This is a genomic window from Terriglobales bacterium, assembly GCA_035937135.1.
In the GTDB taxonomy this organism is placed as follows: Bacteria; Acidobacteriota; Terriglobia; order Terriglobales; family Acidobacteriaceae; genus DASYVL01.
Genome location: DASYVL010000007.1, coordinates 1 through 11,757 on the forward strand (window position 1 = coordinate 1; position 11,757 = coordinate 11,757).

An 11,757-nucleotide genomic window follows, 5' to 3' on the forward strand; every position below is an offset into this window, starting at 1 on the left:
AGTGAGCGGGCTGGTCGCGAATTCGGCTGTTTCATCACGGCGCGCGCGGAACTTGGCCACCTGCCGAAGCGTTCGAAACTCTACTGGCATCTGGACACCTATCCGACTCGTGCCGCGGCGGAGGCGGCAAAGGGACCGCGCAGCACCGTCGTCGAATCACTAGGACGTGTGTGGCTATTTACCATCGCCGCGGCGGGGTGGCGTCCCGTCGGTGGCCGTCGCGAGGCCCGCATCGGTCCGCTGCCCTTGAGAGCGGCGGAGAACTCTGCCGCGGTGTATATGGAGGGCATTTTTCAGCCCGGTATGCAGTCAGTTGTCCACCGGCATCCGGGAGTGGAGGCTTGGTATACGCTCGAAGGAGCGATGTGTCTGGAAACGCCCGAAGGCACGCTCCGTCAGCGCGCAGGTGACCCGGGTAAAATGGTGCGTGAGGGCCTACCAATGGTTTTGACGGGAACCGGAACGGGTGCTCGGCGCTCTCTCGTTCTCATTCTGCAAGATGCCTCCAAACCCTGGTTGATGCTCGCGACCGACTGGACACCTAAGGGACTCTGCAAGCAGTAGATCGTACCGCAGTCCACTCGTGCGGTGGAATGTCTGCGCGCCTTCGCCTCCCGCGCCCTTCTCAATCCCTCCGCTATGTTTCGCCTGGCCTCCAAGGACATCGGCTTCCGGCCTGAATTGGCGGCCGCAGCAGTCGGCTTCGGATTGAAGATCACCATAGCTGCATTTATCCTCCAGAGTTCACCTTCCTGCTTGAGCGCGAGCAATCATCTCGGCAGCGGCAGAGCCGTTCAAGACTATGTTTTGGATTGCGGCTGAGACCGGGATGCGTGGCGGGGAGCTGTGTGGTCTGTTCGCCGATGACGTGGATTTGGCGAACCGGCTGATTTACGTGCGGCGTTCTGCGTGGCGGGGAAAGCTGCAAACTCCTAAGACGTCGAATGCGGTGCGTCATTTCCCGATTTCTCCAAACTTGGCGCAGCACATTCAAGAGCATCTGGCCGGCCGGACTTCGGGGCTCCTGTTTCACACTCGTAATGGCAAGCCCTACGACAACTACAACGTTGTCACTTGGCAGCTCAAACCGCTACTGACTAAGGTCGGTATTCAGGGCGATGCGGCGAAGGGAATGGGCCTGCATGCGTTCAGACACGGCAACGCATCGGCACTGGATTCAGTCGGCGCTCCAGTCAGAGTACGCATGGACAGACTCGGTCATGCGGACTCCGAGATGACCCTCGGCTACACGCACGCGGTCAGCGAAGACCACAGGCGGGTGGCTGACGAAATGGGTCGAATTTTTGACCCAAGTTTGCCCAAGTTGTCTGTAACTGATAGAAATGTAAGGACACCGTTGCTCAATTCTGTGGGCGCTTAACTCAGCGGTAGAGTGCCATCCTCACACGGTGGAAGTCGTAGGTTCGAATCCTACAGCGCCCACCATCTTCATATCCCAAGTCGTGCCCCCTATGGGAAGCCGTATCCTTAACATGGCGCTTCTCTGCAAATTGGAAATCCGAACCCATCAGCGCGAGCCGTATCCCATGTCTTTCCAGCAGGTTAAACTTCGGCTTTTGACTTGCATATGGACCCGCAGGGGAGTTTTACCGAAAGGTACGCGAGAAACGGCGTAACTTTCCCTGAGCGAAGGGGCGTTCCTCGTGAACGCCCTTTTTTTCTGCGCCGCGGCGAAACCGCTTGAAACTCTGAAGTCCCGGGCGGCATCCACAAGGAATGAATCCGGGATTCCGACGGCCCGATTTTTCGCTTGCGCGGAAACTGGGGTGCGGATAGCATGGGGAGTCCTCCAAAGCCGCACGCTCCCGTGCTGGCGCTCCGCATAAGGAAAGCAAGCGGACGAGTACACAAGGTTCAAGAATCTTCCCGAGACGCGAGCTTCTAGAGCGCCGGGCAGAGAATCAGGCTGGAGTCCAGACCGACACAGGCAGCATTGCATCCTTAAAAAAGCAATCACAGGACCAACGCACCACTACAGGACCAAGGCACAACCACAGGACCACCTGGAATCGAGAGACCATGAATAGAGGACCAGACCAACCCTCGCGCCGCGGACGACGCCGGCGGCGGGGACGCGGGCCGGGAAGCGGACCCGGCGGACCCGGCGGGCCGGGCGGCCCCGGACATTCGGGACGCCCGCATCGCGGCGCTGCCTTAACCGGACCCATGGACCACAGCTACCGCCACGCGCAGGGCGCGCCGAGCGGCAACTCACAGGGCGGCAGCGGCAGTGGCTACGGCCGCGGCTCGCGCTTCGAAGCGCAGCGCTTCCACCAGCCCATGCTGCCCGATCCCGAGCCTCTGCCTCCCAACGAAAACGGCGCCACCCGCATCCTGGTCATGGTGGACGACCTGTTCTTCGTCTCCAAGATCCAGGAGACGGCGCGCAAGCTCAACGTCAAGGTGGAATTCACCAAGACCGACAAGGAGATACTGGAGCGCATCGAGGCCAACGGCCAGGAGAAGCCGTCGCTCATCATCATTGACCTGAACAGCGTCAGCGCCAAGCCGCTGACCACCATCCCCAAGCTCAAGGCCAAGCTGAAGAAGGCGACCTCCATCCTGGGCTTCGTCTCCCACGTGCAGGGCGACCTGAAGGTCAAGGCACAGGAGGCGGGCTGCGACGCTGTCATGCCGCGCTCCGCCTTCTCCCAGAACCTGCCGCAGCTGCTGCGTCGCCACGGTGCCCCCGAAGACCTCAGCCAGACCACCGAGTAAGCTCGCAGCAACGGCCTCGCTAGCCGGGAGGCCAGCGCAGGTCTCGTCCGCCTAGCAAATGCAGGTGCAGGTGGAAGACGGACTGCCCGGAGCGCGGCCCCACGTTGTACACCGTGCGATAGCCGTCCTCAATCTTGCGTTCGCGCGCGATGCGCGCTGCCACCAACTGGCAGTGCCCCAGCAACTCCGCGTCCTCCGCCGTGGCTTCCTTCAGCCCCGGCAAGTGCCTCTTGGAGATGATGAGGACGTGCGTAGGCGCCTGGGGATTGATGTCTTCGAAGGCGAAGGCGTGGTCGTCCTCATAGACTTTCTTCGCCGGGATCTCGCCGCTCAGGATGCGGCAGAACAGGCAGTCGGACATGGTGGGATTGTAAATCCAACCCGCGGCTCTTAGAGGCTAGTCGAGCCGCACCAGAAAGACATCGCCCTGCGGGGTATGGGTGTCGCGGGCCACTTCCTGGGCGCGCTTGCGGTCGTCTTGCAGCACGCGCACCCGCACCCACCAGTCGCCGGTGGGGCTGGGGAAGGACAGCACCTTGGCGGTGCGGTAGCGGCGGACGAGCTTGGCCTTGAGCTCGGCGGCGACCTCTTCATCTTCGAGGGCGCCGATCTGCACCGCCCAACGTCCGCCGGAGTCGAGCGGCGCCGGAGCGCGCATCACCTCCACCCGCACCTTCGCTATGCCCGCGCGACGCACGCCGATCTCGCTGGCCGCGGCCAGCGAGAGGTCGATGATCCGGCCCTCGACGAAGGGCCCACGATCGTTGATGCGCACCAGCGTCCGTTGCCCGGTGCTGAGGTTGGTCACGCGCACGATGGAGCCGAGCGGCAGCGTGCGGTGCGCCGCCGTGGGTGCGTTCATGTCATAGATCTCGCCGTTGGCCGCGGGCCGGTTGTGATACGGAGGCCCGTACCAGCTCGCCAATCCGATTTCCACGAACAGGGGTTTGGCGTTGGCGGGGATGTTGAAGGTTTCCGCCGAGGTCGGAGGAGGCGCGGGGACGCGGGTGCGGGCATGCTGGTTGCCGCCGCCGCATCCGGCCAGCAGGGTCACACCGGCCAGCAGCGCCGCCAGCCGAAGAGTGCGCGGTTTGATCTCAAATGCTCCCACCTCGTGGTTAGAAGCGGGAATTGCCAGGCTCGGTGATTATGACGTCCATTTTCGGGAAGGGTCAACCGGGGGCACCACGCCCGCCAACCTCTGCCGGTCCCCGGCCGTCACAGAGCGCTGTGACGCGAGGGGCTGATTCCTGTTGATTCGCAAGGCTTTATCGCGTAATGTCCGAAGCCGTTCAATGCACCATCGCACTGCTGAACCGCAATTTCTCCCCTTTGAGGGCTTCTGGGTTGGGGGTGAGTGTCGAATCCCTTAGCCTCTTACAGCCCCAGTCCCCAGGGGGAGAGTGTCTCCAGGGCGGTTTCCGCCCGTGTGTGGAGACCACATTTCTGGTGGAGGAGAGCAAGAATGCGCAAGCCGATCAAATACGTCGAGAAAGGGCTGGTGCTGGCGGCGACGGGAGCTTGGCACGTGTTCGACCGGCTCAACCGCGTCCGCCCCAATCCCACCTTCACCCCCGCGTGGTCGGAGAAGCCTCTGCTGAAGTCGTATCAGAAGACCAAGCCCCCGCTGGGCTGGCCGCGCACCACCGATTCGCTCTGCCCCCGCTGCGTGCCGGAGATTCGCCAGCAGATCCTGGACGGCAAGCTGCCCCACGAGGTCCTGCTCAACCAGAAGGTGGGCGAGATCAAGGCGCAGGTCATCGAGCGCGACGGCAAGATCCTGATGGTGAAGGATTGCCCCAAGCACGGCCACTTCGAGGACGTGATGTCCATCGATCCGCCGATGTTCAAGCACCTGGAGGACTCCTTCCCCGGTCGCGACATCCGCGCGCACGGCGACGAGAAGCTGCACAACCACGGGACCAGCACCATCAAGCACGGCCGGGGAGCGGTGCTCACCGTGGACCTCACCAACCGCTGCAATATGATGTGCGATCCCTGCTTCATGGACGCCAACCAGGTGGGCTTCGTGCATGAGCTGACCTGGGACGACATCAAGACCCTGCTGGATAACGCCATCACCATCAAGCCCAAGCGCCAGATGTCGGTGCAGTTCTCGGGCGGCGAACCCACCATGTCGCCCTACTTCCTGGACGCGGTGCGCTACGCCCGCGAGGTGGGCTACAACAGCGTGCAGGCGGCCACCAACGGCATCGAGTTCGCCAAGAGCGAGGAGTTCTGCCGCAAGTCTGCCGAAGCCGGACTGCGCTACGCCTACCTGCAGTTCGACGGCATCGGCAACGCCGCCAACGCCCACCGCAAGGTCGGCAACCTCTTCGACGTCAAACTCAAGGCCATCGAGAACCTGTTCAAGGCTGGCGTGGACGTCGTGCCGGTGACCACCATCATCAACGGCATCAACAACGAGCAGGTGGGACGCATCATCAAGTTCGCGCTCGATAATCCGCGCATCATCTCTTTCTGCTCCTTCCAGCCGGTGTCGTTCACCGGGCGCGACGAGGCAGTGAGCGACGAGCGCCGCACCGCCCAGCGCTACACCCTCTCCCACCTGGCCCACGACGTGAAGAGCCAGACCGGCTTGGGCGAGCCCATTCGCGACTGGTTCCCGCTGTCGTTCATGACCACCTTCTCCGACTGGGCCGATTTGGTACATGGCCCGGAAGCTTCCTGGGGCCAGATGAGCTGCGGCTGCCACCCCAACTGCGGTGTCGGCATGGGCATCATGGTGGACAAGGAAACCAAGGAAGCGGCGCCGATCACCGCCTTCCTCAACGCCGACCAGCTGGCCAAGGACGTGGCCAAGGTCACCGACGCCGGCCGCGGAAAGTTCCTCTCCGTCCTGGGCATGGCCCTGGCTGTGGCCCGCAACTACGACCCCTTCCAGACCACCACCCACTTCACCATCTTCTCGCTGCTGAAGAAGCTCGATAAGGGTTTCGGCGTCAGCAAGAAGGCGCAGACCGGCGGCTATGGCAAGGTGGGCGCCGACCGCACCTTGGAGGACATCGAGAAGCGCCGCCAGGACCGCTGGAACATCCTGTTCGTCGCCGGCATGTGGTTCCAGGACCTGTTCAACTACGATTTCCGGCGCACCGAACAGTGCATCATCCCCTACGCCACCCAGGAGGGCGAGATCAGCTTCTGCGCCTACAACACCGGCGTGGGCTGGCGCAACATCATCGAGAAGATGCACATGACCGCCACCCTCACCAAGTGGTACGACGAGCACGGACGGCATGAGATCTTCGCCGGCGGGAAGAACGTCAGCCTGCAAGAGACCAAGAACGACGTCTTCCAGCTCAACACCCAGCTCATCACCAACGAGGAGCAGCACGACCTGGACGATCTGGGCATCGCCAAGACCGCGCGCGATGAGAAGCTCCGCGCCCGCGATCAGCGCGCGAAGCAGGAGGCCGAAAACGCCCGCATGGCCAAGCTCTACCGTGAGCACATCCTCGGCGAGCAGCCGGCGAGCGGCGATTTCGTCTCCGTGAATGTGCTGGCCGCCCAACCCGCCCCCGCGGCGCCCCAGCCGGTGAAGGAAGAAGTTCTGGGCGACTGAACCCCCAGCGTTTTCACACCTAGCGGCCGCTCCTCGGAGCGGCCGTTTTCATTCTGAATTGTCCTTGGAGTAGAATCCGGCACCGTGTTCAAGTGTCGCAAAGCGCGTGCCGGAGCTCTGCTCGCCTCCATCCTCGCCGTCAGCTTGGCCGCCTGCACCGTGGGGGCGCAGAAGCAGTCCACCGCCTGGTCGGACGCCACCGGGGCGGAGCAGTTCGAGCGCCTGCTCTGGCAGGAGATCAAAGCCAAGAACTGGACCGAGGTCGAGAGGCGCCTGTCGCCTACGTTCGTGGAAGCCACGTCCGCCGGAGTCCGCGACCGCGCCCAGACCCTGGAGCGGCTGAAGGCGCTCGGCCTCGCCGACTACTCCCTGGGCGAGTTGGAGGTCCGCCCCAGCGGCGGCGACATGATCGTGGCCTACACCATCATCCTGCGCGCCGCCTCCGGCGGCGAAACCACCCTGCGCATGATGACCGTGTGGCAGCAAGTCAAGGGCGGCTGGATCGCGGTCGCGCACTCGGAGACCGCCGCCACCTCTCCCTGACTCTTCGCCATGACTCTTACAATGTATTCCTAAAATGTAACAAAAGGTTACATTATTCAAGGTAAGCATGAGATCGCAGTCCTCCGCGCTCCATCTTAAGTCTATTTGTTTTCATTGGTATGTAGCATGTCCGCTGGAATGGCAGCCAGGATGCTAGTAGGACTGTGGTAATATCGCTTTCAAACCTCTCCCCCTGAAAGGCTGAAGGCGCGGGCGAATTCCCCATCGCGCTAGAGAAAGCGAAAATGAGGAAAAGGCAGAGCGGATTCTCTCTGATCGAGTTGCTGGTGGTGATTGCCATCATCATGGTGGTCGCGGCCATGGCCACGCCCAGCATCATGAACGCCATGGACGGTATCCGTCTGCGGTCGTCGGCATCGGAGGTGGCGGGGATCATGCAGCGGTGCCGGCAGCGGGCGGTGCGCGACAACCGCTACTACACCGTCAAGCCGGCCACGGTTACCGGGGCGCGAGCCGCCTACGTGGATCTGAACTACAACGATGTCTTCGACGCCGGCGCCCCCGCCCCCGAGCCCATGATCCAACTCTCGCAGAGCGTAACTGTGGTCACCGCGGGTGCGCCCAACACCGCCAACCTGATCGGCCAGTGCTGCACCACCTTCGCGCCCCAGAACGCCAACATCCTGCCCTCGTTCAACGCCCGCGGGTTGCCCTGCGTGAGCCCCGGAGGGAATCCCCCGCCGGCGAACTCGGTGTGCAACATCCGCGACGCCGGCGGCAACACCGTCGGCTTTGTTTATTACATGAACCAGACCCGGGCCTTCGGTGCCCTGGGCTGGGCGGCGGTTTCGGTGACCCCGGCGGGACGCATCCGGGTGTGGACCTATGACGGCGCTACCTGGCAGTAGGGAACGGGGAACCGGGGGAGCGAATCCCATGCGCCTGAGGAGAACGATGACAACGCCGAGAACGAGAACGATGAGCTTCACCCGAGCCGCGGGAGCAGCGAAGAGCCGCAGCCGCCAGTCCGGCATGAGCATGATCGAACTGCTCATCGCCATGCTGGTGCTGGTGGTGGGGATGATGGGCAGCATGATCCTGGTGCGCACCGCCATCACAGGTAACAACCGCAACAAGCTGGACACCGCCTCCACGGCCCTGGCGCAGATGGTGATGGAGGAAATCATCGCGCGGCCGGCCAAAGTGAACACCGCCTTTGTCACCACCGACTGCGCCGGAAACCTGCTCACCATCAATCCCACCGGCGCGGCGTCGCCGGGCGCGGGGGCCACGGTAGCTCAGGCCACGGGAACCATTGACTACAATCAGAACCTCGCCGCCGTGCCCGCCGGCTACTCCATGACCTACATCACCTGCGGCGACGCCGCCGCGAATTCCGCCAACGCGCGCGTCACCTACGAGATCCGCTGGAACGTCCAGACCATGAGCGCCAACACCAAGCTGGTGACGGTCTCGGCGCGCAAGCAAATCACCACCGCCGCCGGCTCGCTGCCCTACTTCTCGGTGCCGGTCACGCTGCGTGGGGTTGCAGGAAACTAGAGGAGGCTACGTGAAAGCCAGAAGAGAGTGCCGGGTCCGCCGCCAGCAGGGTTTCTCGCTGATCGAACTGCTGACCGTAGTGGTCATCCTCATGCTGGTGACCGGCGTGGTCTTTCAGCAGATTGATATGGTGCAAAAACGCTATCGGACGGAGGGCGTCAAGCTGGACTTGACTCAGGAGTCCCGGGAGTTTTTGGACCAGATGGTGCGCGACCTGCACACCGCGGGCTATCCCAACAAGCGCATGTACATCACCGCCCTGGTGACCAACAATGACAACCGTAACGCCGTCGGCCTGGTGCAGTTGACCTCGACCTCGCTGTGGTTCGAGGGCGACGTGGATGGTGACGGCCAGGTGGATAGCATCCAGTACCAGTTGCGGCCGAATGCCGGCTCCTGCCCCTGCACCCTGCGCCGCAGCCAGGTAGTGAAGACCAACGGGGTCGCTCCCCTGGCCCAGGCCACTAACTTCAACATGGAAGTCAGCGATGTGGTCAACAGCGCAGGGCTGTACACCATCTCGGGAAACAGCGTTCTGGCACCGGGGACGGTGGCCAACGATACTCTGTACGGCTCCTACAAGGCCGCGCCCGTCTTCCGGGCTTATGACGCCAACGGCCTGGAGTGCGGCGCGGCGGGCGCGGGATGCGCGGCCCTGCCGCTGGACATCAACGCCAATCCCAACGACATTGCCGCGATCCGCAGCATTCGAATCAACATCAACGTCTTGGCGCCGCCCAGCGGGGTGGACCTCCAGACGCGCATGCGGCCCGCGCTCAGCATGACCGCTGCCGCACGCCTCAACAACTAGAGGGAGGGTTTTATGACAGGCCGGAGATCGAAGAAAGAGCGAGGTGTCGCGCTGCTGATTGCGCTCTTCGCGCTGCTGCTGCTTTCCGCCATCGCCTTCGCATTGATGTACATGGCGGACACCGAACAGTTCATCAACGACAACTACCGCGCCGGTCAGAAGGCCTACTACGCCGCGGTGGGCGGACTGCAGGATGTGCGCGAGCGCATGTTCAGCACAACGCCGCCCCACCAGATTGTGGGCCCGGCCGCCCTGCCCGGGGTCGCGGGCTCAATCCTCTACGTGCGCAATCCCCTGGCCGGGGAGGTCATTGACCCCACTCTCGCCTCCAATCGCTACTTCGACGACGAACTCTGTCATGAGAATTTCCCGGGACTGGCCTTGGCCAACCCGGGCGTCGGCATTCCCTGCACTGCCGGCCCGCCTGCCGGGCTCATCACCTATATAGCCAGCGACGCCCCCTTCACCAACACCGCGGCGGCCCTCGAATACAAGTGGGTGCGCATCACTCTCAAAGCCAACGGGACGACGGCTCCCTTCTACGCCAATGGCAGCGCCGCCGCGGGCACGTTGGCGGCGCAGGTCTGCTGGGACGGGACGAACGAGACCCTCGCCGGCGCTCCGGGCACGGCTTGCCCGGTTACCGTGAGGCCCGTTTTTATGATCACCTCGCTAGCGCGCACCGCGAGCGGGGCCCGCCGCATGGTGCAGCAGGAGATCGCGCAGACCAGGCTGCCGCCGCTGCCCGGCGCGTTGACCTTGGACGGACCGGCGCCGGTCTTCGGCGCCCCGAACTCAAATCCTTATCACGTCAATGGCAACGACACGCCTAGCTGCGGAGTGGCTCAGCCCCCCGTGGCTGGCATCGCTGCCTACAACGCCGCGTCCGTCGCCCCCATCAGCGCCGCCATACCCCGTCCGGCCAACTACACCGGCGCCGGCGGGGGTGTCCCGAACGTCGTGGACGCGGGCGCCATCCTGGGTGGCTGGGGGACCCCACAATCCATCGAGAGCATCATCGCCAGCCTCCTGCTCAGCGCGGATCAGGTGCTGACCGGACCGGTGAGTAATCCGCCGATCGGTACGGACGCGGCTCCGCTCATCACCGTCATCAACGGCGACGCGACCTTCAGCGGCAATACCCGCGGGGCCGGAATCCTGATCATCACCGGCACCGCGACCATGTCCGGCAATTCCGGCTTCAATGGGATCGTACTCGTCGTGGGAAAGGGCGTGATGAACGTAAACGGAGGTGGCAATGGCTCGTACAACGGTGGCGTGCTGATTGCCAAGACACGCGATGCCTTGGGTAACGTCCTGCCGACGATGGGAGCGCCGACCTTAAACTGGAATGGCGGCGGCGGCAACGGCGTGTATCAGGACAGTTGCTGGCTCAACAAGGCCCAAGCCAAATTCACGTTCCAGATAATCGCCACCCGGGAAGAGATGTACTGAAGCGAAGCAAAGGAGACCTGTATGCAGTCAGTCCGATACCTCATGGCGGCTGTGGTGCTGCTGGCGGCGTTCGCCGCTGGTGCGCAGACGCCGGCGACATCTTCCACTCCGAAACAGCACAAGGTGCTGACCGAGGACGACCTGGCGCGGCCTTCCAGCGCGACCGAGCAGTCCGGCTCCGAAGCTTCCACAGCTGAGGCGAACAAGGACAAGGGTGGCGCAAATGATGCCGCCGAGGCGCCGGAATCCGCAGCCTCGACCGACAACGGCCCGGCGGATCCGAAGCAGCTGGAGGCGGACCAGAAAAACCTGGAGACGACCATCGCCAACGTTGAACAACGCTTGCAAGGTGACGTCACACCGGCCGAGCGCGACAGCCTGACCGACATCCTCCAGGGTTACAAGCAGCGCTTGGCGGAAGTGAAGGCCCGCCGCGAACAGGCCTCGGCCCAGCAGCAGGAGCGGCAGCAGAAGCAGGGCTCATCGGAAACTCCGGAAGAGGCGCCAAAGGAGCCTGCAGAAGAGCCGCCTAAGTGATTCGTTCGAATGCCGGCGGGTAGTGGAGCCGGCATCACCATCGTTCCAAACGCCCTGGCATGAGTCTTTTTGCCGGCACCGCCGAGGCCGCACGCCGCCGCTTTCGCGTGAGTCTGCTCGGCTGGTACCGCTGCCACCGCCGCGGCCTGCCCTGGCGCAATACCCGCGATCCCTACCGCATCTGGGTTTCCGAGATCATGCTGCAGCAGACCCGGGTGGCCGCCGTGCTCGCGCACTACCGCGACTTCCTGCGACGGTTTCCCAACGTGAAGAAACTGGCCGCGGCGCGTGAGTCCTCCGTGCTGGCCGCCTGGAGCGGCCTGGGCTACTACGCGCGCGCCCGCAGCCTACACGCCGCTGCGAAAGAGATCGTCCGCGAGCGGCGCGGCCACTTCCCGCGCAGCGCGGAAGAGCTGGGCGCGCTGCCCGGCATCGGCCGCTACACCGCCGCCGCAATCTCCAGCATCGCATTTGGTCGGCCGGAAGCGGTGGTGGACGGCAACGTCGCCCGCGTCCTGCGACGGCTCTCCGGTGCACCGGCTTCCGAGCGCGAGCTTTGGAGTCAGGC

General features: G+C 63.7%; 13 protein-coding genes and 1 tRNA gene. 12 read left to right on the forward strand and 2 right to left on the reverse strand.

Translation table 11 applies throughout. The features are described from left to right. The 4 genes from VGQ94_00170 to VGQ94_00185 form a co-directional block, all read left to right on the forward strand. The coding region (locus VGQ94_00170) for a hypothetical protein (GenBank protein HEV2020922.1) at window positions 1-564 on the forward strand (564 nt) is incomplete at its 5' end. 238 nt (window positions 565-802) lie between these two features. Further along, complete coding sequence (locus tag VGQ94_00175; protein HEV2020923.1) at window positions 803-1,381, forward strand: site-specific integrase; 579 nt, start codon at window positions 803-805, stop codon at window positions 1,379-1,381. Continuing rightward, a tRNA-Val gene (locus tag VGQ94_00180) sits at window positions 1,372-1,446 on the forward strand. The genes VGQ94_00175 and VGQ94_00180 overlap by 10 nt, the downstream gene beginning before the upstream one ends. 741 nt (window positions 1,447-2,187) lie before the next feature. Further along, window positions 2,188-2,739 (forward strand): hypothetical protein, encoded by a 552-nt coding sequence (locus tag VGQ94_00185; protein ID HEV2020924.1) that lies wholly within the window; start codon window positions 2,188-2,190, stop codon window positions 2,737-2,739. Between the two features lie 19 nt (window positions 2,740-2,758). Here VGQ94_00185 and VGQ94_00190 read toward each other — a convergent pair whose 3' ends face one another. Further along, on the reverse strand, window positions 2,759-3,100 hold the full coding sequence (locus VGQ94_00190; protein HEV2020925.1) for a histidine triad nucleotide-binding protein: 342 nt from the start codon (window positions 3,098-3,100) through the stop codon (window positions 2,759-2,761). 36 nt (window positions 3,101-3,136) lie between these two features. Beyond that, window positions 3,137-3,850: a septal ring lytic transglycosylase RlpA family protein gene (locus VGQ94_00195; protein ID HEV2020926.1), complete on the reverse strand. Its 714-nt coding sequence runs from the start codon at window positions 3,848-3,850 to the stop codon at window positions 3,137-3,139. 354 nt (window positions 3,851-4,204) lie between these two features. Between VGQ94_00195 and VGQ94_00200 the strand changes: the two genes are divergently transcribed. From VGQ94_00200 to VGQ94_00235, 8 genes are all read left to right on the forward strand, one after another. Beyond that, window positions 4,205-6,322 carry a radical SAM protein gene (locus VGQ94_00200; GenBank protein ID HEV2020927.1) on the forward strand — a complete coding sequence of 706 codons (2,118 nt, stop codon included), beginning with the start codon at window positions 4,205-4,207 and terminating at the stop codon, window positions 6,320-6,322. An 84-nt stretch (window positions 6,323-6,406) separates the two neighbouring features. After that, window positions 6,407-6,865, forward strand: coding sequence for a nuclear transport factor 2 family protein (locus tag VGQ94_00205; GenBank protein ID HEV2020928.1), 459 nt, complete (start codon window positions 6,407-6,409; stop codon window positions 6,863-6,865). Window positions 6,866-7,110: 245 nt separating this feature from the next. Then, window positions 7,111-7,734 (forward strand): prepilin-type N-terminal cleavage/methylation domain-containing protein, encoded by a 624-nt coding sequence (locus VGQ94_00210; protein HEV2020929.1) that lies wholly within the window; start codon window positions 7,111-7,113, stop codon window positions 7,732-7,734. Window positions 7,735-7,804: 70 nt separating this feature from the next. Further along, window positions 7,805-8,386, forward strand: a complete 582-nt coding sequence (locus VGQ94_00215) for a prepilin-type N-terminal cleavage/methylation domain-containing protein (GenBank protein ID HEV2020930.1) — start codon at window positions 7,805-7,807, stop codon at window positions 8,384-8,386. A 10-nt stretch (window positions 8,387-8,396) separates the two neighbouring features. Further along, window positions 8,397-9,197, forward strand: coding sequence for a prepilin-type N-terminal cleavage/methylation domain-containing protein (locus VGQ94_00220; protein ID HEV2020931.1), 801 nt, complete (start codon window positions 8,397-8,399; stop codon window positions 9,195-9,197). A gap of 12 nt (window positions 9,198-9,209) precedes the next feature. Continuing rightward, window positions 9,210-10,652, forward strand: coding sequence for a hypothetical protein (locus VGQ94_00225; GenBank protein ID HEV2020932.1), 1,443 nt, complete (start codon window positions 9,210-9,212; stop codon window positions 10,650-10,652). Between the two features lie 42 nt (window positions 10,653-10,694). Then, complete coding sequence (locus VGQ94_00230) at window positions 10,695-11,189, forward strand: hypothetical protein (protein ID HEV2020933.1); 495 nt, start codon at window positions 10,695-10,697, stop codon at window positions 11,187-11,189. Between the two features lie 59 nt (window positions 11,190-11,248). Further along, the coding region (locus tag VGQ94_00235) for a hypothetical protein (GenBank protein ID HEV2020934.1) at window positions 11,249-11,757 on the forward strand (509 nt) is incomplete at its 3' end.

Bases quoted from the DNA above. Each gene is read 5' to 3' on its own strand.
- VGQ94_00175 (HEV2020923.1), top strand. From the start codon at position 803: ATGTTTTGGATTGCGGCTGAGACCGGGATGCGTGGCGGGGAGCTGTGT.
- VGQ94_00185 (HEV2020924.1), top strand. From the start codon at position 2,188: ATGGACCACAGCTACCGCCACGCGCAGGGCGCGCCGAGCGGCAACTCA.
- VGQ94_00190 (HEV2020925.1), bottom strand. From the start codon at position 3,100: ATGTCCGACTGCCTGTTCTGCCGCATCCTGAGCGGCGAGATCCCGGCG.
- VGQ94_00200 (HEV2020927.1), top strand. From the start codon at position 4,205: ATGCGCAAGCCGATCAAATACGTCGAGAAAGGGCTGGTGCTGGCGGCG.
- VGQ94_00210 (HEV2020929.1), top strand. From the start codon at position 7,111: ATGAGGAAAAGGCAGAGCGGATTCTCTCTGATCGAGTTGCTGGTGGTG.
- VGQ94_00215 (HEV2020930.1), top strand. From the start codon at position 7,805: ATGAGCTTCACCCGAGCCGCGGGAGCAGCGAAGAGCCGCAGCCGCCAG.
- VGQ94_00225 (HEV2020932.1), top strand. From the start codon at position 9,210: ATGACAGGCCGGAGATCGAAGAAAGAGCGAGGTGTCGCGCTGCTGATT.
- VGQ94_00230 (HEV2020933.1), top strand. From the start codon at position 10,695: ATGGCGGCTGTGGTGCTGCTGGCGGCGTTCGCCGCTGGTGCGCAGACG.